The sequence below is a fragment of the Pseudomonas sp. NY15364 genome, from assembly GCF_048068235.1.
GTDB classification, from domain to species: Bacteria; Pseudomonadota; Gammaproteobacteria; order Pseudomonadales; family Pseudomonadaceae; genus Aquipseudomonas; species Aquipseudomonas mendocina_D.
On record NZ_JBLUPX010000001.1, the window covers coordinates 138,065 to 160,496 of the forward strand.

Genomic DNA, 22,432 nt, shown 5'->3' on the forward strand with positions numbered 1-22,432 from the left:
CCCCTCAGTCCTGCAACTCCAGGTAGGGCACGGCCGCGATGCGGTTGTGCTCGCGGAAGTACGCCACGCGTTGCTTGACCTTGCGCTCGGCGGTAACCAGGTGCTCCTCCATGCTCCGCGCCGCCAGGTCGGCCCGCCCGGCGTGCAGATTCTCGAAGATGCTTAGGTGCTCACGGAAGAAGGGTTCTTCATCGGGGAAGTAGCTCTTGTCCAGCAGGATGTGCTTACCCGACAGCAGCAACGAGTGGGTACGCCGCAGGATCTGCAACATCTGCCGGTTGGGGCAGCAGCCGAGCGTTTCGATGTGCAGGTCGCTTTCCAGATCGTCGAACTGGCGACTGTCCATGTCTGGGTAGAGCGCCATGGCCTGGTGCAGACGCTCGATGTACCCCTCGATCCGCTCGGGCTTGATGAACTCCGCTGCGCGCACCAGCACATAGGGCTCCAGGCGCCGACGCACTTCGTACAGTTCAGCCAAACGCGCCTCGTCCCACTGCCCGAGCTGCCAACGGGAGCGCTCGTCGCGCTCGACCAACCCCATCAGCGAAAAGCGCGTGAGCACCTGGCTGGAGACCGTGCGGCTAATGGCGTAATGGCGGGACAGTTCGAGCTCGTTGATGCGATAGGTACCGAACAGCGACTGGTGCAGCAAGTCACGTTCGATCTGATCGTAGACGGACTTCCAGGTTTCCGTCTTGCGCGGAGCCTGAGCGCGATCATCCGTCAGTTTGAAATCGCTCGCCTCCAGCTTGCGCCGCAGCACCTTGCCAGGCTGCGCCCCGACCAGATAACCACGGCCGTCGAACTTGCAGACCAGACCTGCCTGATGCAGGTTGAGCAGCGCCTGGCGCACGGGTGACCGACTGACGCCGAAAAGCTCCGCCAAGGGTCCCTCCAGCAACAAGGTGCCGGCTTTCAGTCGCTTGCTCTTGATGCTCGTCGCGATGATTTCGAATAGCTGATCGTTGAGGTGCTTTTTCATCATTATTGTTTTCGAATTGGTCACCTTGTCGGTGTTACGGGCACTCGTCTTGCAGCTCCACGGGTATGCGCGCAGTCTAATTATCACTTTGCACGCAATGTACCTTAACACCGCCCTCCCATGGCCGGAAAAGACCACTGGAGTGTAATGGCTTGTCCCGGTCGTGAGCGAAACCTCATAGCAGAAAGGATCACGAGGTAAGCAAAAAATCAGGAAGTCGCTCCGCCATCACCATGCATCAATCGGTACTGATTGGGCAAATACCGAACCAGCGTACGCAGGCCTTGTGGAAACTGCTCTGATCGCGAAAGCCCAGTTGCGCCGAAATGTACTTGAGGCTGCGCGTGGTATTGCGCAGAAAGCTCGCAGCCTGTCGTTGACGTGCCTGGTCGAGCAGCAAGGTGAAGTTCGCCTCGTCACGCACCAGACCATGCTGCAGGCTGCGCCGACTCATGCCGAGCTGGTCGGCCACGTTGCTCAGGCCGGGGCTGATGCACTGGCTCAACCCCTTCATCAAAGATTCGTACATGGCAATCACCGTGGCGCTTTGGTCAGGGACGTACCTGAACAGGATCTACCGCACAGCCTGACCGAGCTGCTAGATCTGCTGCGAATGCAGATGCAACTGCGCCTGCCCCAGATACTGGTGAATTTCGCTTGCCGCCAAGCGTTCGTCTCCCAATCGATACGCCCGTCAAGCTGGGGCGACATATTCGGTCATATCGATCTGGAAGACCCCGCCGGGGCCTATGGGGATAACCAACGCTCGGATACCGCCACTGATAGCCCCGATGTACCCGAATGGCTGCTGGATCTCTGTCAACGGATCCGGGCAGGCCAGCCGGTTGAAACACCACTGCAGGCCGAGACCCACGCAGAGCTTGCCGATCTCGTCCAAGGCTGGACCGCATTCATGCTTAATGGAGCATCAGCATACGGCCACGACATCGGGCACACAGGCCGAGCACATGCCCAAGAGCCATCGCGAGCACGCCGAGTGGACGCCACAACGGCTGATCCGCTGGGCTGAGCAGACCGGGCCGAACACGGCCGGCGTGATCAGCCACATCCTCGAACGGCGCATCCACCCGACTCACGGCTACCGGGCCTGCCTGGGCATCCTGCGCCTGGGCAAGACCCATGGCGAAGTGCGCTTGGAGCTGGCCTGCCGACGCGCCCTCAGCCTCGGCGCGTGCAGCTACAAGAGCCTCGAATCGATCCTGCGCCAGGGGCTGGAAAACCTGCCGCTGGCCCTGCAGCACCTGCCCCTGCTGCCGGACGACCACGCCAACCTGCGCGGCCCCGGCTACTACCACTGACCCCAAGGAATCCCACCATGCTGCCCCATCCGACCTTGGACAAACTCCAGACCCTGCGCCTGACCGGCATGCTCAAGGCACTCGCCGAGCAACTGAAAACCCCCGACATCGACAGCCTGAGCTTCGAAGAACGCCTCGGCCTGTTGGTCGACCGCGAACTGACCGAACGCGACGACAAGCGCCTCAGCAGCCGCCTGCGTCAGGCCCGGCTCAAGCACAGCGCCTGCCTCGAAGACATCGACTACCGCAGCCCGCGCGGGCTGGACAAAGCGCTGATCCTGCAACTGGGTAGCTGCCAGTGGCTGCGCGACGGGCTCAACCTGATTATCAACGGGCCCACCGGCGTGGGTAAAACCTGGCTGGCCTGCGCCCTGGCACACCAGGCCTGCCGGGACGGCTACAGCGTGCGCTACCTGCGTCTGCCGCGCCTGTTGGAAGAGTTGGGCTTGGCCCATGGCGACGGGCGCTTCGCCAAGCTGATGAGCAGCTACGCCAAGACCGACCTGCTGATCCTCGACGACTGGGGCCTGGCCCCGTTCACCGTTGAACAGCGCCGCGACATGCTGGAGCTACTGGACGACCGCTACGGCCAGCGCTCGACCATCGCGACCAGCCAAATGCCAGTGGACAACTGGCACGAACTGATCGGTGATCCGACTCTGGCCGACGCCATCCTCGACCGCCTGGTGCACAACGCCTACCGGATCAATCTGAAGGGGGAATCGATGCGCCGGAAGGCGAAGACATTGACGGCGCCGAGCGCCTCAGACTAACAATGCAACCCCTGCGTCGCTGCGCTCCGAATGCCTGTCCGAATGGCCGTGGAACAGGTGTCCGGATCAGCGTGGGCTGAGTGTCCGAATGGCGTGGAATCCGCACCCAGCACGCGTCAGGCATTGTTGAAACAGATGAAACCTTCTTCCTGGAGTCCTTCAAGGGGCAACGCGAACTGCCTCGACCGCCTCGTCGGCGCGGTGGCAGCGCCAAACGACGCGGACTGTCTGCCGAGCAAATTCCTGTGCTGGTGGTAAGAGATCGCAGTGGTCAGCAGGCAGACTTCAAGTTGGAAAAGCTGGATGCACAGCACATAGGGGAGCGGCTACGCCCGCTGATAGACGCGGATGCGATTCTCTGTACTGACAGCGCAGGTGTCTACGCCCATTTCGCCAAGGTTGAAGGCATCACTCACCGACCGATTAACCCGAGCCAGAATCGACGGGTTGATGGTGCTTTCCACATCCAGAACGTGAATGCCTAACCATGAGCATTGGTTTCTTTGTGGGTCAGAGCGCTAGTTGTATTCATTGGAAAGCTCCTTGTTGTTGTCATGTGCTTACTGCACAAAAATCAGGCGCTCAGCAGCTTCCTCGCGATCATTTCCCCGATGGGGATGGCGGAGGTAGCGGCAGGCGAAGGGGCATTGCAGACATGTAGCATTCGGGCGGTTTGCAGAAATAGGAAGTCGTGAACGAGCGTGCCATCGCGCATCACTGCTTGGGCGCGGATGCCTGCTTCACAAGGTTGCAAGTCTTCAATGGTCAGCGACGGACAGTACTTCCGGCATTGCTCCAGGTAGCCTTTTTTGAAGATAGAGTTCCTCATCTCTTTCAGGCCGGATCCCAAGTTGGCTCTGATCGTTCTCCAAAAGCCGGGGAAGCCTGCGAACGTAGTGACGTCGCGAATGTTCACGGAATATTTTTCGTACCCCTCTCTGGAAAAACCCAGAACAGCATTAGGGCCAACGGTGACGCCGCCGTCAGCCATCCGCGTAAGGTGAATACCTAGAAAAGGAAGATCAGGGTCTGGCACGGGGTAGATCAGGTGATTGACAATGTCATTCTTGCTTGCTGGCAGGCGATAGTACTCACCGCGAAACGGTACGATCTGGTGGTCGATTTTCAGTCCTGCGAGTAATGCAAGTCGGTCAGACTGCAAGCCCGCGCATACGATTAGCTTCGATGCTGTCCAGCTACTGCGTTCGGAGCTGACATTGACGTGAAGGGGTGTCTCTTGGATCGACATGATCGTATGACCCAAGTGGATTTCTCCTCCCGCAGCAGTGATGGCATTGGCCATGCCTCTGCAAACTTGGCGATAGTCGACTATGCCCGTACTCGGGACAAATAGACCGCCCAGACCAACGATGTTCGGCTCGCGTTCCCGCAGTTGGCGTGCGTTAAGTCGCTCAACCTCCAGCTGGTTCAGACGTGACCGTTCCTCAAGCGCGTCCAGGCGAGCCAGCTCAACGGCATCTGTGGCGACGAGAAGTTTTCCGCATGTCTCGTAATGTATGTCGTGCGCTTCGCAAAACTCTTTGGTCGCTTGCGCACCGAGTTTGCAAAGCATTGATTTGAGACTGCCTGGGGCGTAATAAACACCGGCGTGTATTACCCCGCTGTTATGCCCTGTCTGATGCCGTGCAAGCTCATTTTCTTTTTCAACCAGTACCAGTGATGACGCCGGCCGAGCTTTTAGCAATTCCAGCGCGGTTGCCAAACCAACGATGCCGCCCCCGATCACGCAATAGTCGTATGTCACATCTACATCCATTATCAGGTTGTCAGACAAATAAAATTATAAATCAGGTTGTCAGACCTACGTACCCACAGCTTGGCGCGCCTGCGCTTGGCTTATCCCAGCTTGATCCCGAACCGCAAGGCAGCAGACTCTAAATGCGCGCGCGCGCAATCTGCAGCGGCCTGGGAGTCCCCCGCCTCAATCGCTTGATACATCATTGTGTGTTCATTGCTGGCAGGGCGCGCGCCACCCGGAAGCCGCGCGGAGTTTTGCCATGCTATAAGCCTACCCTGAGCAAGCTGCCCGCCTAAGAAATCATGGAAAGCCATGAAATAATCGTTTTTACAAGCGGCGACTATGGCTTGGTGAAAGTCGACATCAGCCGCAGACGACTTGGTAAAGTCGTTAGGGTGCTCTTGCATCACCTCAAGCGCGTTGCGCATCTTCAATAGATCACCCGCGTTCCGACGAGCCGCGGCAACGCTTGCTGCCTGAATTTCGATCCACAATCGCATTTCGAACAATTGGGCCAGGTCAGTTGCCCCCCTTGATGTGCCAGGCAAGCGAAACACAGTACCGGTCGGGGTTCTCGAGATGAAAGAGCCGTTCCCTCGCTGGCTCACAAGAATGCCGTCCGCCTTTAACTGGGAAACTGCCTCTCGCACAACCGATCGACTAACATTCAGCTGTTCAGAAAGCTGATGCTCAGTGGGGAGTCTTGAGTCTGCTGACAAGCGGCCCGAGCTAATTTCGGCGCGGATAGCAGCCACTACGCGATCTACAAGGGAATCTGGGCGGACAAGTTGGATCATAGAATCATCGTCTGATTGTCAGACAAATATGATTGCATTGTGAACCAGAAACCGCAAGTGCCATTCGCCTTTCTGCATTTCTCCCGCCATACCGTTTCTCTAATAGATTTCAGCTCGTGAGCGGACCACCAGTGATGACCTGCCATGAACTAGTCTCGCGCAAGTCCATTCGGAGGTCGCGGTAGGGATGGCAGTTACCTGCCACCCCCCGCACAGATCCGTACGTGCGGAACTACCGCATACGGCTCCTGCCTCAGGTTCGTGACGCGAAGCGTTCCTCCGGATAGGGATGTGCAGTTCTGGGCTTCGGTATGTAGATGTCTGCGAGACGACCAAAGCGTGACCACTGGAGTCGGTTACGCTGGCTGCGCCGCTTGAGAGCTTGCCGCCATAGGCGGCAGACAGCTGCCCGAAAACCGTCAAGGCGGAGCAGGTTGCCCGGCACCGCGTGGCAGCGGAGCCATACCGCGCAGCAGGCGCATCACGCGGGCCGATAGGTTGTCGTACAGCGCGTAGTTCGAGCTGCACACCTCCAGCCCGTTCTCCAGGACGTGATGGCGCACCTGGAAGAATGGTTCGCCCATCTTGATGCCCAGCGCTTTGGCTTCATTGCTGCGGCTCACCACACAGCCATCGTTGTTGCTGAGCACCACGACCGGCAGGCCGTGTAGCTCGGGCCGAAAGAGGCGTTCGCAGCTGACATAGAAGTTATTGCAATCGACCAGGGCGTACATGGCCACCTCAGCGCCGGCGCAGCGCATGCAGGTTATGGGTCACTAGGCGGTGCAGAGATAGATCTATTGCGCGCGCGCATCGCGGATTGGGTTCGGGAGTTTGATAAACGGCGCCTGAAAGCCGAGCAATACCAACGCTTGGCCAAGGGGCTTGGACTCGCGGATGAGTTATCGGCCGCTGCGCTCGAAGAAAATCAGCAGCAGATCGCGGCACGCCTGGAAATACTGGCCCAGCAAACTACAGGCGCGCGCCAGAAAGCGTTCGACGCAGGTCTCGTCCAGCAAGAGCTCAATGGCTGCCTGCAGAGCTTACAGCAGGAGCGTGCTGAGGTTGAGAGGCGGCCAGGCTCGAACCTGCCCGGGAATTTTCATGCTTTTCGAAGCGATCTGGCACAGGCGCTTGGTGTCGATGAGTCGGCCCTGCCTTTCGTTGCCGAGCTGGTGCAGGTCAAGCCCGAGGAGCTGGCCTGGCGGGGTGCCATCGAACGGGCAATCGGTAGCCACCGGCTGCGTATCCTAGTGCCGCAGAGTTCATCCCAGGCCGCACTGCGTTGGGTGAACCAACGGCACAACCGCTTGCATGTGCGCTTGTTGGAGGTCAAGGAGCCGTCGTCGCGCCCTGTGTTCTTCGACGATGGTTTTACCCGCAAACTGACCTTCAAGGAGCATCCGTACCGAGAAGCTGTGAAGGCTCTACTGGCGGATAATGACCGCCACTGCGTCGAAAGCCCGGAGCAATTGCGTCATACCCCTTACGCCATGACAGCTCAGGGGCTGATGTCGGGCAAAGAACGCTTCTTCGACAAGCAGGATCAGAAGCGCCTGGATGAAGACTGGCTGACCGGCTTCGACAACCGCGATCGTCTGGCCTTCCTGACTGAGCAGATTCGCGAGGTCAATGAACAGCTCGTGCCCGCCAAACTGGCCCTGGATGCTGCCCAGGGCGATGTCGGTCAGTTGGAGAGTCAAGCTTCGCTGCTGCAACGCGTCGAAGAACTGCAGTTCGAGGAGATTGATCGGCCGGGCGCCGAGCGCCAGCTGGCGTCACTGCGTGCTCAGATGGACACCTTGACGCGCCCCGATTCTGACCTTGCCATGATCAAGGCCGAGCTGGATGAAGCTGAGGACCTGCAGGAGTCGCTGGATCAACAGCTGCAACAACGGATCAAGCAGTGCGTTCAGTTGAAAACTCAGTTTGATCAGGCCGCATCCGCTACCCGTAGGGCCTATCACGGTGCCGAGAAGGGGCTGAGCGACACGCAGCGTGAACTGGCGCAAATGCATTTCCCGACCCTGACGGCAGATGACCTCGACGATATTGTCGAGCTGGAACGCAAGCATACGCGTGAGCTTCAAGGGCAGCTCAAAACGCTCAGCGAGAAACTGGGCGACCAGAAAACAGAGCTTGCCAAACGTATGTCCGACGCCCTGAAGGTAGACACCGGGGCGCTTGCCGAGGTCGGGCGAGAACTGGTGGATGTACCCAGGTATCTGGAGCGTCTCCGTGTGCTGACCGAGGAAGCCCTGCCTGAGAAACTCAAGCGCTTCCTGGAATACCTCAATCGCTCCTCGGATGACGGCGTCACCCAGCTGCTCAGCTATATCGACCATGAGGTCTCGATGATCGAGGAGCGCCTGGATGACCTGAACAGTACGATGCAGCGTGTCGACTTTCAGCCCGGACGCTATCTGCGCCTGGTGGCGAAAAAGGTCATCCATGAAAGCCTGCGCACCTTGCAACAGGCTCAGCGCCAACTGAACTCGGCGCGCTTCATCGATGATGAAGGCGAGAGCCATTACAAGGCATTGCAGGCGCTCGTTGGCCTGCTCAAGGATGCCTGCGAACACAGCAGGAATCAGGGCGCCAAGGCGCTTCTGGATCCACGCTTCCGCCTGGAGTTCGCGGTATCGGTGATCGATCGGGAAGGCAATAATCTCATCGAAACCCGGACAGGTTCTCAGGGCGGCAGCGGTGGAGAGAAGGAAATCATCGCCTCCTATGTACTGACCGCTTCCCTGAGCTATGCGCTCTGTCCCGATGGCAGCAGCCGGCCGTTGTTCGGCACCATCGTGCTCGACGAGGCGTTCTCGCGCAGCTCCCATGCGGTTGCCGGTCGTATCATCGCGGCGCTGAGGGAATTCGGCCTGCACGCTGTTTTCATCACGCCCAACAAAGAAATGCGCCTGCTGCGCCACCATACGCGTTCGGCCGTCGTCGTTCACCGGCGCGGCGTGGAATCCAGTTTGGTTTCTCTGAGCTGGGAAGCTTTGGATGAGCATCATCAACAGCGCATCAAGGCCATGCATGAAGTCGCCCACTGACATCGGTCGCAGCTTGGCCAGGCAATGGCATCGCTCCAGTGTTCGGTTGGAGCGCTTGCTCAATCCCGGCAGCTGGCCGCAATGCTTCAACATCGGTAAGCCTTCGGCACGAGTCTTCGCTGAAAACATCCATGCGGTGCTCCAGCATGTGGAGAACTGGCGGAGCGTGAAAGTGGGGAAGGTCGACTGGGAGTCAGTCAGCTATCGAGCTGGGCTGGCCCCAATTTCCTTGCCGATGCGCTGGCACTTGCGTAGTCCCTCCGAATGGATTGCCGCGGCCAATGATCCAACGGTCAGCCGGGAGTACGCTCAACTCGAATATCTGGTCGAGCAGGTAGACAGTGCCTTTCATGCGCTGCTCGTGGCTCAACGCAGCCTGTGGTTGACGAAGCCGTCTGAAGAAGTCGTCGCCACGGCGCAACTCGCCACCCGCTTGTCGCCAGGCTGTGCCCGAGGCCGTCCACTGCGCCTGCTTGCCGAGCACGGCGTAGACACCAAATTTTTCGAGCGTAACGCCAGCTTGCTGACCCGGCTCCTCGACGAGCGTTTCGAAGGCGCGGCGTCCGAGCAAGGCCTGACGACTTTTCTGGATGCCTTTGAAGAAAGCAGCCACTGGGTTCTGGTCGTTCCCCTTCAGCCTGAGCTGTTGCCCTTCAAGCGGCTCAGACTCACCACTGCGGAACTGGCCGAAACCCCACTTCCCGGTTCGCGATTGCTCGTGGTGGAAAATGAGCAATGCATTCACTTGCTGCCTGAGAAATTACCGGACACCCTGGCTGTGCTGGGCTCAGGACTCGATTTGCAGTGGTTGGCGTCTGCGCAACTGACCGGGAAACAGATCGCATACTGGGGCGACATGGATACCTGGGGCCTGCTGATGCTTGGGCGAGCGAGGCTCCATCAACCAGCAGTCGAAGCACTATTGATGGAGCAAGAGCTGTTTGAACAGCACTCACCGGTGAGCGCAGTCGTCGAGCCGACCAAAGCTCAGGAGTCGGCCCCACCTGGTTTGCTGGCTGACGAAGCGGACTTCTATCGGTATCTGCTGGTGCAAGAACGAGGACGTCTTGAGCAGGAGTACCTGCCAAAGAAACAAGTTGAGCGCGCTATCGAGCAGTGGGCTCGAAAGATCCCTGTATAGAGCGGCTGGCGGTGGGCTCAATAGCCCTGTAATCCTGAGACCGCCTACCCTTAAACCACAGTCTTCAGATATGCCTTCTCTGACATTTCCAACGTTGATCGCTTTAGGCGGCCGGTTTTCAGCGTTAGTCTGCAACGAGTCTTTCCACCTCGTAGACGATCTCAGCTGCGGTGCAGCCCAGGGGGTTAGCTAGCTTGATCAGGGTGGTGATCGTTGGCTGGTTGATGCCCCGTTCCATCAGGCTGACGTAGTTACGCTGCAATTCCGCCTCATGGGCCAATTGCTCCTGGGTGAATCCTGCTTCGACACGCCGTCTGCGCAGGACCTTTCCGAACGCCAATCCGACTTCCACAGATGACTCCCCAAAAGGGAGGACTATCTGGGCGGCGTCATCTCTGGTCTTCACAGTATATTGTGAATTTGGTAAAACGTGACCTCATGGCATGGCGTCGCCCCAGCGAATTGCAGGGCTGCCTTCCTACATGCCGTCTTCGTCATCGGCTGTAATTCAGTGCAAACGATTAATTGCCGATAAGTAAGCAGTTAAATAGAAGGATGTTAAAAGTATATGAGGACTATTGGCATAGCTGCTTTCGTGTCATTTGCACTGCTTTTGCAGTCAGGAGCCTTCGCTGGCGAAACTGGAGTCCAGCAACTTGTTAAAAGATGCGAGGCTGCTTCCAAGGCGCACGGATCCTCACCTGCACTCTGTTCGTGCACGTTGGAAAGAATGCAGGAGTATGGGTTCTCTGATTCGGAGATCGTTAATTTTTCTCGGCGAGACTTCAAGCCAAAGGATCTACATGAAACTGAACGCCATATGGACTACAGTATTAAGATTCGATTAATAGCAGGGCAGTGCGGCTGATTAGCTTTTTCACGGTCGTCAGTCTAGTCGTACGTCATTTATTATGCGATTTACCGTAAAGGATTTTATGCGGAACTTCTCTAGGTTCATTTCATTAGCTCTTGCTAGCTCCATTCTTGCTGGTTGCGGCAGCGAGGATTTCACAGGTGCATATCGTTATAAAATACCTGGTGGCGAGAGGGCAATGGTTCTCAACGTTCACGGTGATGAGGCCGAGATATTTGGAGAGGATGTGAGAGACGGTCGCATCAAGCCGCTGGTCAAAATGAAAGTTTCAGTAAAAGATAAAAAGCTTCTCCTTGACGATGTTAATAGTTCCGAGCGCTTGGCCCTCACGCGAAATGTAGATGAACAAAGTGTCGATTGTCTCAACTGCAAGGTGCTTGGCATCAATGACGCAGCGGTTTGGAAATATGACCCTCAAGGGCCCTATGACGTAGAGCGGATGCTGAAAGACCAAGCACTTAAGGATGAAGAAGCATTAAATGCCGAACTGCTCAAGATGCAGGAGCAAATTTATGAGCAGGCCAAGCGAGACGAAGAAGCAACCAAACTAGGTCCATATGAAGGGGATTGGGTTTATCAAAGGACATCGAAACAAGATCCCCTGATCATCATGACTATCTGGCGCAAGAGCCATATTAAACGCTGGTCGTTTCGATTTGAATCCATGGACCGTATCGGGCAAGAAGTACCAGGGTTTGAGGTCTCAGATGTTGGATTGAAGGTGAAAGTCGGCTCCGAGACTCTCCTATACAGCCTCAGCCCAGATAAGCAGATACTGACCTGCACGAACTGCAATAGATCTGAGCGCTGGGTCAAAGCTGACCCCAAGAAAGACCTCAGCGATCGCCATTACGCTAGACAGATGGCTGGCAATCCATAGTCCCTCCTGGGGCTCCCCTGTACGTTGGTGACCCGTAGTGGCGATGAACATTGTGGGTGCTCATCGCTGTCCCCTCCACTACGAGCAGCGGAGCAAGGACGCGTCATTCAGCCATGCTCACGCTATTCCCAAGTGGCCAGGCCAGATTTTACGGCAGTAGGACGGCTGCGTCGGAAATCCATAAATTTTTCATCCTCATTTCCCAATCTGGGAGCTGACGAAATTTGCGGCATCTGCGTTAGCGCAGCGGAACATCGAGTTACCGTGTCTCTTAAGTAATCGGGAGCGCACGCTGATGAGATGGTTTTTCGTGGTGATGCTTTGCGGTGGTGCTGGCCTCTTGCTAAGCGCCCAATATCAAATTCCGCAATGGTTTCTTTGGCTCCTGCTGGCGCTGGGAACCACGATGTGGGGCCTGGCCAAGTGGATGGAACAACAGGAGGCCGAGACGGAGCGCGATCATGATCGCAGGTGCTGATCAGGATTGGGCCGTATGGGACTCCCAATGGCCGCAGCGCTGAACTACGCGCTGTATGGTGGACGATGGTGAGCCAGCTATCCGGGACTTTGAGTTCATGACCAGGAGATAACGAGATTGACTCTTCCTTATGAAAGAACACGCGCCATCGTCAAAACAGAGGAGTTCCTGCGTGAGCTCTCCCATCATTCGGGGCTACCGCAGGATATCCGCAGCTATGCGAAAAGCCTGCTCAGGCACTATCCATCTGCCGACCAGATTTTCTCGCTGGGGCGCCTTGAGGAATGTCTGGTAAACGAAGCGCTTGAAGATGAATACCGACGGCGGGTGATCGCCTTCCACCAGCCGCTGCTCTGCTCGTCGCTGGAGTCGACTCGCTAGCGATGTCCCTCCCAGATTTTGAACTGCCGGTGTCTCACCTCGTCGCGCAGAGGCTGAAGCATCTGCGCAAGGGGAGGCTTTTCAGCATCAGGTGTCTTGCAGAGCTTGGTTCGAGCTCGGCCATCTCCAAGGCAGTCGCCCAACTGGTTCGTCGCGGTGAGCTTGAGCGTGTGTACCGTGGCATCTACATGCGGCCGAAATACAGCCAATACACCGGCCGGGTTCGTCGTCCTGGGCCTTTGGACTTGGTGAATCTGATTGCCAGGCAGAACCGTTGGAAACTGCAGATCCATGGCGCTGATGCCGTGAGACGTTTCGGGCTGAGTACACAGATGCCGGTCATCCCGATCTATTACACGAGCGGCTCCAGTCGATCTCTATTTGTGGGGAAAGCCGAGATCAGGCTCGTGCATGCCGCCCCAATGCTGATGCAGCATGCAGGGACCAGGGTGGGGGTGGCCATCAGCGCACTGTTTTATCTCGGCAAAGGTGGTACTACTCCGGAACATGTTGCTGTAATCAAAAAAGCTCTCAGCCCCGAAGACCTGAGCAAATTAGTGGCCTGCAGAATGCCGAAATGGATGCGCGCAGCGCTGGAGACAACATGAGCCGGTAAGAAGCAGCCAGACACTCCGTTTGGCTGCCTATCCCTCTATCAGTGTCGGACCTGCATCTATTGCTGGCTGCCCTTCTCCATATTTATCCGCGCCCTGCGTATAAAGCTCACCGACACATTGAACCGACGCGCAAGCTCTGCATCAGAAACGCGCCTGAACTCCGATGCAATTTCGGGGGTTATTTCTGGCAGCGGTCGTTTGTAAGACTTTATTCCAAGCTCCTTGCGCTTTTTCTTGACCGGGAAATTGCTGACGCCGAGCCGGTCAGCAACCTCTGTGTCCGGCATTCTTCCTAGCAGTGCTATTGCCTCGCTGGTCCAAATGTCCTCGAGAGGCTTGAAGCGCTCTCGAATTGTCTTTGGCTCTGGGATCTTAAGCTCTGCTCTGGCTTGTTCGATACGTTTGATGGAAACACCGAATCCTTTCGCAAGTCGATGATTGGTTTCCATCGCCAGTCGCGTAACCAGCGCCGCGGGAAGCTCGGCCCTTCCGGGGAAGAACTTTGGAATGTCGCTGGAATGGCGGAAGCGCCGAACAGTGCTGGCGCCGATACCAAAACGCCTGGCCACTTCACGATCGCTCATTTCCCCTGCGTATGATTTCCAGTCACTCATTGTGCTCGCTCCTAATCCGAGGCTGGTCTCGCTCGATTTGCATACGGCCTTGTATTAAGAGTGCCCCTTGAAATACCCCTGATTACCAGATCGCATTGACATAGCTTTCGGTTCCAAGTCCTGCCAAGGAAACAGCGCTAATAATGAAATTGCTTGCGGGACGGCGGAGGACATTCCGCGCATGCGCGGAATTTCTCAAGGGTGGACGGGGGTAGAGAGGGCTCAGGAAATAGGCCACCAAGCCGTCCGTTTCAGTTGGTGTGTGGTCAGCCGAAGGGCATTGATGCTCAGGGATGGTGTGCAACGAGTTGCTCTACCTCGTCGATGATTTCTGCTGCCGTGTAGCCCAAGGGTTTAGCCAGCTTGAGCAAGGTGGTGATGGTTGGTTGGCTGGTTGATGCCCCGTTTGGTCAAGAAACCCGTCCTGGCTGAATTCGTCGCTCAGGCTTCCATCGCGCCAGGGTGGTTTCCCGGTCAGAACATGAGAATTTTCCGCGCATGCGCGGAATCAGTAGATGCGGCTATTGGCATAGAGTGGGTATTTCACGCCATCCGGCCGAACCCAAACTCACGTGTCCATCAATTCACCCCTCAAACAGGGTACTAACGCCTCGCATTGTCTAGTAGTTCCCACACTAGCGAGAGGCGTCATGCTGACGATCAAATTAGGCGACATCCACGGAATTCATCCCGATTTTTCTCGTGTCGAGTGCGAGCTGGATCTGGCCCCGATAGGCCTTCCTGATCCAGCTCTGATACCCAAGGCGTTGGCCACTCGGATCAATGAGGTTTACCCATTGGTGATCTGTGGCCCAGATGCACTGTGTATCGGCCAGACGACGCTATATCGATGGCTCAAGGCGCACACGGATCCCGAAACACCAGTGCGCTGTATTGAGTGGCCGAAGGGGCGAATCAAGCAGTTTGCCTACCAACTCGTGCTGATTGAGCGCTTGGTTGCACCTGCCCTGGCTCAGATTACGCGGCAACAGGTACGAGATTTATACGCCAACATCGGATCTGCAAAGGAGCAGTGGCCTCACGAATATCGAAGTCACGCCCACCTAGCTCGGCTGGTCGGGGTAAAACCGCTCAAGGGCTCTGAGGGTGAGAAATGAGCAAGCGCGAAATCCTGTTGAGGCTCGCCTCTGAACAGGGACAGTCTCCCTGGATCGTCAGTGAAATTCTCAATTTGCTAGGTTCTCACCCCGAACTAATTGACCTGCCACGTGCGATTGATCAGCTCGTACGAGTGCTCCGCACATGCAGTGTTGGTGTGCCGATTGGTCTAGAAAACTCTGATGACATCGTTTTACATGAGGCCTGCGAATGGCTTATCTCCCTATCCCGCCAACCCAACATCCGAGTGCTTTTGGGCGAGCAGTTTTGGCTGGGGAACAACAGGTCGGCAAGGAATCCTGTCCACCAGCGCGGTGTAAAAATTTTTGGATTTCCCTATGCCTCTTTTCTGCACATATTCAGAGACTACGAAAATGCTCAGGACTACGAGCGACTGCTCGCGCAGTTGCTCATTGCATCTCATAAAACAGGCACCGATCGCCTGATCAGTCAGCGCTACGAGGTTTACAAAGTGCTCGGCAACTTATGCGAACAGCGAAACTTCTTCATCCCACCTGAGTTAAAGGTCTGGGACACCACCGAGAAGTTTGTGGTGAGCTGTAGAGGATTTTTGCCTGGAAAGTCGAGATCAGAGAATGCCGAGAGTTTTGCTGCAATCGCCCGATTTGTCCGTTACTGCAACGGCGAGTCGCCACGTGTGGGTGGCGGCGGAGGCGGACATAGAGGCCAGCGTAAGGAGCAGAGTCGACCAGAACTGATCAACTTCATAACAGAGGATCCCCGGGGATTTGTGCTGGGTGATCCCGATGATCCTGACCAGCTACCTGGTCACTACGACATCCTAGTGGGGCATACAGACACCGTTGATAGTGATCTGGCACCCGGTGAGATCAGCCCATCAACTGAGATTTGGGTGCTCGATGATGATGGTTGCGAGCGTCCGTATGTTGCTGATCTCCTAGGCCAACAAAATGTTGAGGCGCATATAGTACGAAGCAGACAGTTCCTGCCATTTTCGTACAACCAGCTCACCTTGGTGGAGTTGCGGAATTTGTTGTTTGGCGCCAGCGACCTATTCCACTCGTGTCTGCAAGAACTGTCCTGCACAAAAGACCCAGCTCGGATCCAGCTCCGAATGGAGGCGATTGTTGCTCTGCATATCAGCCTGTGGCTGGGGCAGTCGATGACGCAGGTCGTCCAGTTATCCGTCGTTGATGATGAAACAGATGACGCCGATGGTCTGGCATTGATCCTAGGGGATTCGGCGCTGTTCAGTATGGTCGTCAGGCGCCCAGACCTGGCTGGCGACGATCGTTGGCAGGCCTCTTCTGGTGTCCGACTATCGTTGCTGCGAATTCTATTGCCCGATCTCGCTGGTAGTGCCCAGTTGGTAAAGCAGCTGCTCAAGGCATTTCCTCACTCTGCCAACCAGGTATTCACTTATCAAACTGAGCAGCTGGACGCCGAGATCAAAGCACTCCTGCTGGAATTGGGTGAAGACGACCGACGCTATACGCGAACCAAACTGCGCAGTTATTTGTTTCACCAAATAGTCACTGACACTCAGGACGTAGCAGCGGCATCCATGCTGTCAGGCGTTGAAATCCCCTCGGCGCAAACCCCGCGCTATTATCTGCAGCTCGATGCCAACCACCTCCGCAACATTTATACGACCTCACTGGTGCGAGTGCTGACGCAGGTTTATGCATGTGCTGGTCTGGCGTATGAACCTGCCGGCCTCAATCCTGATCAAGAGGGCGGGCTGGGAGCAACTCACTGCCTGCTGCCCGAAACCATTGCGTACAATGTAAGTGCAATGGCCGCGGTTTTGCGGAAGAAAGCGAAGGGGCGTCTCAGCGATATGCTCGCTTGGCACAACTGTTACACCCTATGGTCAGTGCAGATGTTTTCGCTGATTACAGCCTGTAGGGCGATCCGCAACCCTCTGATGCTCATCGACGAGTTTGATTCTGTGTTGGGTATGGGCGCGCTGTCAGACAAGGATGCCGATGATCGTCATATGAGTCGGCTGATTTGCATGCCTCCGATGTTGAGGCGGCAAATAACAAATTACATCGAGCACTGCGCATCTATCAGTAGGCAATTGATCGGCTATCTGTCACGGGATGATGATCGCGATAGATGGTCACGAGGTTTTTTCCTGTGGATTAGTCCGACTGGAATACGTCGTGCTGAAATTGCCCCGGACACAATTGTTCAACAGATGGTGCAGGTAGCCGGTTATACCGGCCATCGAGTCAATAGTTACCGGAAGTTCCTACGTACGGAGCTCACTGAGCGGGGCTGCCCTCCCGAGGCTCTGACTGCGCTCATGGGGCACTGGCTAAGGGGCGAAGAGCCGCAAGACGCCTATTCGTCGTTCTGCCCAGCGGCATATGCCAATGTTCTCGATGAATGGATTACCCCGCTACTGCGGGAACTTGGCTGGTCAGCCCTGAGCAGCCAGTGGGTGACCGAATGAACCTGCCCCGCCTAAACGATCAGCAGAGCAGTGTCATATGGTCGGCTCGGCTTCATGAGCCGGAATGGATGCCTGAGATGCGGGCACTTCTGAAATCGAAGGCTGCGGAGTCAGGCACAGCGTTCGGAAGATGGCTACTGAGTGAAAGTGGCATATCCGGGATTTCGAAGGCGCACGTACGTGAATTTGAGGCGTGGCTCGGCACGAATCACACGCTGCGTAACGTATTGCGTAGCATCACCCAACGAATCAGAGATCAAATTCCAGGGTTCCCGTTAGCGCGAATTGCTATTGCCATCAAGCGGGCAGCGAACCCAATCAATCCGGACGTCTACACCGCCGAGAGAATTCAACGCAGCGGCCAACTGGTCCAAGCTCTGCAACAGGGCCTGAAAATGGATCTAGACGCGCTGAGTAGAGAAGAGCGTATCGGTCTACTGCTGCTGAGCGCAGCCTACAGCGGCGGATTGCTGGATGTGGCTCAGCTGAATGCCATGCTCGGTTTATCTCTGGACAGCATTGAGTGGGTGGCGGGAATTCCTGAAATACGTCTGCCTCTATCGATTCGAGGCAATGCCGTCGCTGAGTTTCGACAGTGGTTCCCTGATCCGGCAACGCTGGCGCTGTTGATACGCTGCGCGGATGATGTTCATAAAAGCATCGACAAACTTAAGCGTAGAAATGGGCACATACGCTGCGTGGGCTCATTTCTGAGGAGGACTGGATTTTCTGCACAGGATCAGCCACAGAGCCTGACTGAATTGCTGGATCTTTTACGGATGCAAATGCAATTACGTCTGCCACAAATGCTGGTGAACTTTGCCTGCCGACAAGAGTTTGTTGCTCAGTCCCTGCGCCCGTCATGCTGGGGCAACATCTTCGACCAAGTAGAGCTAGTGGATCCGCCGGGCACATATGACTATGAATCCGTTTCGGATAAGCCTGAGGATAGCCCTGACCCGCCCGCATGGTTGCTAGAAATACGCGCCCGGGTTAGCGATGATCTGCCAATCGAAGCTCCATTGCTGGCAGAGTCCCTGGGCGAGCTTCCCCGGCTAATACAGAGCTGGGTTGCCTACATGCTGCGTGGGGCGTCAGCATACGGCCATGGTGACGGTCTCGGACGCAAAACCATAGATCGATACACACGCGCTCTTGGCGCAGCACTGGCGTCGCAGTTAGATGGCATAAGTATTTTTGAGCTCGAAATTGACGCGCTGGAAATCGTGTATGAATCCTCACTGGATACTCAGGCCACAGATAGCAAACGGCGCACCCTGGCCAAAGCCATCCACGAATTTCACACGTTCCTGCAGCGCCGATACAGTTACCCGCCTATCAGCCCTTACTCACTGCTAGGCATCGGTAAAGGCGTGACCCGCGTTGACGCCCGGATTATCAGCGAGGATCAGTACCAATTGGTTCTGCAGGCGCTTGGCACCTGCGGGCTGGAGCTGCGTACACCACGCCTAGTCACAGCAGCGAGGCTGGTATTGATACTTGGGTTTCGGTTGGGATTACGGCGTAACGAGGCTTTAAAGCTGCGCCTATGCGATTTTCACTTACCCGAATATTCGACAAAGGAAGCAGCACGTATTCAGGCACGCCAGCCGAACATGCGTAGGCTCTCGAGTGATGAACAAGCCGAGCTAGAACTGCCCGTCGATCTGCTTATTCGCCCCCACGCACAGCGCGGGTTGAAAACACAGAATGCCGTTCGACGCTTGGCGCTGCGCGAGCTGCTGGAGCCGGATGAGCTAAAGATGCTGATCGACTGGTATCGGGAGCGGCAATCCGAGGAGCAACAAAGTCCAACTTCGGAATTCCTTTTCTGCATCCCGCAGCTAAAAACTCAGTGGATCAGCGAAAGCTGCCTGTTCCCGGCCTTGCATAACTGCATGCGGGCAGTCACTGGCTCAGAGTTCATGCACTACCATCACCTGCGCCATTCCTGTGCCACGTGGCTTCTGCTCAAGCTCATGGGAGCAAATAATGAGCTTTCACCAGAGCTGATTTTTCGAAACCTACCCCTAACCACGCGCTGGCTCAGGGATGACCTCAGGTTGCGTAAAGCATTGTTGCCTCTGGAGGGACCTACCCGGAAAATCGTCCATATCGTCAGTGCCATCCTTGGTCATGGCAGCCCAAAAACTACGCTGCTGCACTACATCCATAGCCTGCCGCAGGTCATGGCCATGATGTGGCAATGGAATCCCCAGAACTGGATATTCAACGCCGCAAATGTCGCCCAGATAGGCGGCGTCAGCCAGCCCACCAAAAAAGCTGAGCCCGTTGACAGCATTTCGGTTGAGTGCGGCGTGCTACTCGACATCATCGGTCGTATAGCCCCACTGAAAGAGCTCAAGCGTACTCGGAAGAAGGCGTGTCCAGGCCAGGCTCAACAGGTGGAGCAGAACTGGGCGATCGGACGAATTCAGGCAATCGAGTCGATGCTCGCCTATGCCTCATATGCCGAACAGACAGGTCGAGAGGTCAATCTCGACTGGGTCGAGTTTTCTGCTGAGGAGCGCGAAATGATGCTGGAGCGGGCACGCTATATCCGCGGCATGCATCAGCGTCCTGGAACAAACGACCCAAGGCCGAAACATAGGCTGCAACCAGCACTTCATACAGACGCCCCATCATGTCTGTCGCTGCTGCCCTCGCCTCCGAGACATGGCGGACGGGAGGCCGTGACCGAATACGCACAGCGCATGTATGAGCTGCTCGAAGGCCCTGACAGTGAACGCGCCCAACGCGTGATTGATGATTTTGTTGAGCGCTGCTGGAAGACGGAAACCACGCTGCGATTCCAGCGCGACCGTGACGAGGAACATGCTCAGGACTATCTGTGGTTTCTCAGTGTTATAGGTGTTCCGGCTCGGTCTATAGAGCTGATCGTCTACGACACCAACAAGCCGAAGACAACCAAGTCTTACTGGCGTCAACAACTCGGAAACACTCGCCGCCCGTTCATTCAGCACGCGCCTGAGAACAACGATGTAGCGAATCTACATTTGGGTATAAGGGCGAAGCTTGAGTTAAAGGATCAGGCTAAGGAGAACCATCACTCCGGCGCGGCCTTGCGCTACCTGATGTTGATGGCTTCCATTGACTGGCATTTCCGCGCCTGACCCAGTCCGGAGGGCTTTCAGCCCTCCGGATCATCCTGCAGTTCCAGCAAATCGCCCACCTGGCAGTTCAGGTACTGGCAGATTATTTCCAGATCCTTGAGCTCCACCCTCTGTGCGGTCTCGTGATAGAGCCGTGTAAGGGTTCCGCGGTTGATCCCCGTGTCCCTGACCACTTCACTGATCTTCAGTTTCCGCTCGCCCAGTAAGCGAGACAAATGGCACTTGACCATCTAAACCCCCAAAAATGATCTACAGAAGATCATTTTGTCCTTGCAACGCTCAAAATGAGCGTTATATTGATCTGTAGGAGGTCATTATGAGCACTCACAAGCTCATAAGAATCCACTGTCGATCAATTTAGCAGAGAGGGCATATCCATGTCTCACACATACCTGACTACCGAAGAGCTGGCCACGCGCATGAAGTACGACGCGCGCACCATCCGTAATCGCTTGAAAGATTCAGTCCTGCTCGAAGGGATTCACTACTTCCGTCCCTTTGGCGGCCGCAAGATCCTTTTCATCTGGGAAGCCGTCGAAGAAGACATGCAAAAATTCTCGCGGGCTTCTGGGCTGGTTCCGATGGCTGGCGGAGGTATCTGCCATGGGTAAGGTTCGCGCCCGCGCTGACAACGAGAAGTTGTTCTTCGACTTCACTTATCTGGACAAACGCTGCCGTGAGCAGACCACGCTGCCTGATACGCCTGCTAACCGGAAAAAACTGGAGAAGATCCTTGAGCGCATAGAGGCGGAAATCACCCTCGGCTGCTTCGACTACGCCACTTACTTCCCTCAAAGCAGCAAAGTGCAAGAGATCAATCGGCTGCAGGCTGGCTGTGCATTGCTGAAAACACCACTGTTCAGGGATTTTGCCGAACTGTGGTTTGAGGAGATGAGGGTCGAGTGGCGTGATACGCACGCCAAAACCGTACGCCTTACTCTCGATAAGCATTTGCTGCCTGAGTTCGGCAAAAAAGAGGTCAGCGCCATCACCAAAGCAGAACTTCTGTCATTCCGCTCGGCACTCGGCAAAGTCCCCGGGCAGAAAGGTCAGAGTCTGACAGCGACGCGAATCAACCACATCATGACGCCATTGCGCATGATCCTTAGTGAGGCAGCTGACCGCTTCGAGTTTACCTCGCCATATCTCAACATCAAATCACTGAAAGTCCCCAAGACAGACGTGGAACCCTTCACCTTGGATGAGGTGCTGCAGATCCTCAGCACAGTGCGTGAGGACTTCCGCAACTACTACACCGTGCGCTTTTTCACAGGCATGCGCACAGCCGAAGTTGATGGTCTGCAATGGAAGTATGTCGACTTTCAGCGGCGGCAGATTCTGATCCGTGAAACCTGGGTGGGCGGCAAGCTCGATTACACCAAGAACGACGGCTCACAGCGTGAAATCGACATGTCCGAGCCGGTCTACCAGGCGCTCCTCGGCCAGCGGGAGAAAACCGGCAGCGGACAGTTCGTCTTCTGCACCCGCGAAGGTACGCCGCACGCATACCGCAACATCAACGACCGGGTTTGGTACCCCCTGCTGCGGCACCTGGGGTTGCGGCGGCGGCGTCCCTACCAAACCCGTCATACAGCCGCGACCCTCTGGCTGGCGGCTGGTGAAAACCCGGAGTGGATCGCCAGGCAGATGGGACACACCACCACCGAGATGCTGTTCCGTGTCTATTCGCGCTATGTCCCCAACCTTACCCGGCGTGATGGCAGCGCCTTCGACAACCTGATTAAAGCCAATCTCAAGGCCTGAGGAGTTCCACCATGAAACTGATCAAACGTGACAACGTGACTCCTCGGCATCCATCAATGGAGGCTCGCGAGCATAAGTACCTCAAGCATCTGGCTTCAGCCATGAGTCACTACCTCGAGAACCCCCATGGCACTGAGCTTGTTTGCATCCTGGGCTCTGGCTACGAGAAGGATAACCGGCATGCCCTCGAAACCTGGGTCGCCTACCACCGCAACGAAGTTTTCGAAAAACGCCTGGAGGGGCGTAGCCCGCTGGATTACCTGATCGAGAAGCTTGAGAGCCTGTTGGGTAACTGAGTTCG

At 56.2% G+C, this 22,432-nt stretch carries 21 protein-coding genes and 3 pseudogenes; 15 read left to right on the forward strand and 9 right to left on the reverse strand.

What is annotated here, in order from left to right; translation table 11 throughout:
- Window positions 1-4 precede the first annotated feature (4 nt).
- The 3 genes from ACNFCJ_RS00660 to ACNFCJ_RS00670 all read right to left on the reverse strand — a co-directional run bounded on the left by ACNFCJ_RS00660 (window position 5) and on the right by ACNFCJ_RS00670 (window position 1,880).
- Complete coding sequence (locus tag ACNFCJ_RS00660) at window positions 5-985, reverse strand: GntR family transcriptional regulator (RefSeq protein WP_397498008.1); 981 nt, start codon at window positions 983-985, stop codon at window positions 5-7.
- 235 nt (window positions 986-1,220) lie between these two features.
- The gene (locus ACNFCJ_RS00665) at window positions 1,221-1,511 is read right to left on the reverse strand and encodes a helix-turn-helix domain-containing protein (RefSeq protein ID WP_416769205.1); all 291 of its coding nucleotides are present in this window, start codon (window positions 1,509-1,511) and stop codon (window positions 1,221-1,223) included.
- A 165-nt stretch (window positions 1,512-1,676) separates the two neighbouring features.
- Window positions 1,677-1,880, reverse strand: a complete 204-nt coding sequence (locus ACNFCJ_RS00670) for a hypothetical protein (RefSeq protein ID WP_416769206.1) — start codon at window positions 1,878-1,880, stop codon at window positions 1,677-1,679.
- Window positions 1,881-1,935: 55 nt separating this feature from the next.
- Between ACNFCJ_RS00670 and ACNFCJ_RS00675 the strand changes: the two are divergent.
- From ACNFCJ_RS00675 to ACNFCJ_RS00685, 3 genes and pseudogenes are all read left to right on the forward strand, one after another.
- Window positions 1,936-2,301 (forward strand): annotated as a pseudogene (locus ACNFCJ_RS00675) (IS21 family transposase); the annotation flags it as partial.
- A gap of 17 nt (window positions 2,302-2,318) precedes the next feature.
- Window positions 2,319-3,074 carry an IS21-like element helper ATPase IstB gene (gene istB, locus ACNFCJ_RS00680; protein ID WP_317527411.1) on the forward strand — a complete coding sequence of 252 codons (756 nt, stop codon included), beginning with the start codon at window positions 2,319-2,321 and terminating at the stop codon, window positions 3,072-3,074.
- A 101-nt stretch (window positions 3,075-3,175) separates the two neighbouring features.
- Window positions 3,176-3,556 (forward strand): annotated as a pseudogene (locus tag ACNFCJ_RS00685) (IS1595 family transposase); the annotation flags it as partial.
- A 92-nt stretch (window positions 3,557-3,648) separates the two neighbouring features.
- Here ACNFCJ_RS00685 and lhgO read toward each other — a convergent pair.
- The 3 genes from lhgO to ACNFCJ_RS00700 form a co-directional block, all read right to left on the reverse strand.
- Entirely contained in the window at window positions 3,649-4,839 is a 1,191-nt protein-coding gene (lhgO, locus tag ACNFCJ_RS00690) for an L-2-hydroxyglutarate oxidase (protein ID WP_397498006.1), read from the reverse strand.
- Between the two features lie 92 nt (window positions 4,840-4,931).
- Window positions 4,932-5,630, reverse strand: a complete 699-nt coding sequence (locus ACNFCJ_RS00695; protein WP_397498005.1) for a FadR/GntR family transcriptional regulator — start codon at window positions 5,628-5,630, stop codon at window positions 4,932-4,934.
- A gap of 419 nt (window positions 5,631-6,049) precedes the next feature.
- Window positions 6,050-6,364, reverse strand: coding sequence for a hypothetical protein (locus tag ACNFCJ_RS00700; protein WP_416769207.1), 315 nt, complete (start codon window positions 6,362-6,364; stop codon window positions 6,050-6,052).
- 33 nt (window positions 6,365-6,397) lie between these two features.
- Between ACNFCJ_RS00700 and ACNFCJ_RS00705 the strand changes: the two are divergent.
- Window positions 6,398-8,686 (forward strand): annotated as a pseudogene (locus ACNFCJ_RS00705) (ATP-binding protein); the annotation flags it as partial.
- Window positions 8,637-9,827: a Wadjet anti-phage system protein JetD domain-containing protein gene (locus tag ACNFCJ_RS00710; protein ID WP_416769209.1), complete on the forward strand. Its 1,191-nt coding sequence runs from the start codon at window positions 8,637-8,639 to the stop codon at window positions 9,825-9,827. The pseudogene ACNFCJ_RS00705 and the gene ACNFCJ_RS00710, both read left to right, overlap by 50 nt.
- Window positions 9,828-9,951: 124 nt before the next feature.
- Here ACNFCJ_RS00710 and ACNFCJ_RS00715 read toward each other — a convergent pair whose 3' ends face one another.
- Window positions 9,952-10,167, reverse strand: a complete 216-nt coding sequence (locus tag ACNFCJ_RS00715) for a helix-turn-helix domain-containing protein (RefSeq protein WP_416769211.1) — start codon at window positions 10,165-10,167, stop codon at window positions 9,952-9,954.
- Window positions 10,168-10,762: 595 nt separating this feature from the next.
- Between ACNFCJ_RS00715 and ACNFCJ_RS00720 the strand changes: the two genes are divergently transcribed.
- The 4 genes from ACNFCJ_RS00720 to ACNFCJ_RS00735 all read left to right on the forward strand — a co-directional run bounded on the left by ACNFCJ_RS00720 (window position 10,763) and on the right by ACNFCJ_RS00735 (window position 13,048).
- Complete coding sequence (locus tag ACNFCJ_RS00720) at window positions 10,763-11,581, forward strand: hypothetical protein (protein WP_416769212.1); 819 nt, start codon at window positions 10,763-10,765, stop codon at window positions 11,579-11,581.
- 295 nt (window positions 11,582-11,876) lie between these two features.
- Window positions 11,877-12,059: a hypothetical protein gene (locus ACNFCJ_RS00725; RefSeq protein WP_023123777.1), complete on the forward strand. Its 183-nt coding sequence runs from the start codon at window positions 11,877-11,879 to the stop codon at window positions 12,057-12,059.
- 117 nt (window positions 12,060-12,176) lie between these two features.
- Window positions 12,177-12,440: a BPSL0761 family protein gene (locus ACNFCJ_RS00730; RefSeq protein ID WP_023123778.1), complete on the forward strand. Its 264-nt coding sequence runs from the start codon at window positions 12,177-12,179 to the stop codon at window positions 12,438-12,440.
- A 2-nt stretch (window positions 12,441-12,442) separates the two neighbouring features.
- Window positions 12,443-13,048, forward strand: a complete 606-nt coding sequence (locus tag ACNFCJ_RS00735) for a DUF6088 family protein (protein ID WP_096219678.1) — start codon at window positions 12,443-12,445, stop codon at window positions 13,046-13,048.
- 65 nt (window positions 13,049-13,113) lie between these two features.
- On the opposite strand, the gene ACNFCJ_RS00740 is transcribed toward ACNFCJ_RS00735, so the two are convergent.
- Window positions 13,114-13,671 (reverse strand): hypothetical protein, encoded by a 558-nt coding sequence (locus ACNFCJ_RS00740; protein ID WP_416769214.1) that lies wholly within the window; start codon window positions 13,669-13,671, stop codon window positions 13,114-13,116.
- 650 nt (window positions 13,672-14,321) lie between these two features.
- On the opposite strand from ACNFCJ_RS00740, the gene ACNFCJ_RS00745 reads away from it, so the two are divergent.
- From ACNFCJ_RS00745 to ACNFCJ_RS00755, 3 genes are all read left to right on the forward strand, one after another.
- Window positions 14,322-14,789 (forward strand): hypothetical protein, encoded by a 468-nt coding sequence (locus ACNFCJ_RS00745; RefSeq protein ID WP_416769215.1) that lies wholly within the window; start codon window positions 14,322-14,324, stop codon window positions 14,787-14,789.
- Complete coding sequence (locus tag ACNFCJ_RS00750; protein ID WP_416769216.1) at window positions 14,786-17,233, forward strand: hypothetical protein; 2,448 nt, start codon at window positions 14,786-14,788, stop codon at window positions 17,231-17,233. Before ACNFCJ_RS00745 ends, ACNFCJ_RS00750 begins: the two co-directional genes overlap by 4 nt.
- A gap of 68 nt (window positions 17,234-17,301) precedes the next feature.
- Window positions 17,302-20,367 (forward strand): hypothetical protein, encoded by a 3,066-nt coding sequence (locus ACNFCJ_RS00755; protein ID WP_416769577.1) that lies wholly within the window; start codon window positions 17,302-17,304, stop codon window positions 20,365-20,367.
- A 17-nt stretch (window positions 20,368-20,384) separates the two neighbouring features.
- Here ACNFCJ_RS00755 and ACNFCJ_RS00760 read toward each other — a convergent pair whose 3' ends face one another.
- Window positions 20,385-20,597: a helix-turn-helix domain-containing protein gene (locus ACNFCJ_RS00760; protein WP_106735025.1), complete on the reverse strand. Its 213-nt coding sequence runs from the start codon at window positions 20,595-20,597 to the stop codon at window positions 20,385-20,387.
- Between the two features lie 147 nt (window positions 20,598-20,744).
- Here ACNFCJ_RS00760 and ACNFCJ_RS00765 point away from each other — a divergent pair, with 147 nt between their 5' ends.
- The 3 genes from ACNFCJ_RS00765 to ACNFCJ_RS00775 are packed head-to-tail and all read left to right on the forward strand — an operon-like array spanning window position 20,745 to window position 22,427.
- The gene (locus tag ACNFCJ_RS00765) at window positions 20,745-20,978 is read left to right on the forward strand and encodes a hypothetical protein (RefSeq protein WP_003292744.1); all 234 of its coding nucleotides are present in this window, start codon (window positions 20,745-20,747) and stop codon (window positions 20,976-20,978) included.
- Window positions 20,971-22,131 (forward strand): Arm DNA-binding domain-containing protein, encoded by a 1,161-nt coding sequence (locus ACNFCJ_RS00770; protein WP_416769217.1) that lies wholly within the window; start codon window positions 20,971-20,973, stop codon window positions 22,129-22,131. The genes ACNFCJ_RS00765 and ACNFCJ_RS00770 overlap by 8 nt, the downstream gene beginning before the upstream one ends.
- 11 nt (window positions 22,132-22,142) lie before the next feature.
- The gene (locus ACNFCJ_RS00775; protein WP_416769218.1) at window positions 22,143-22,427 is read left to right on the forward strand and encodes a hypothetical protein; all 285 of its coding nucleotides are present in this window, start codon (window positions 22,143-22,145) and stop codon (window positions 22,425-22,427) included.
- Window positions 22,428-22,432 lie beyond the last annotated feature (5 nt).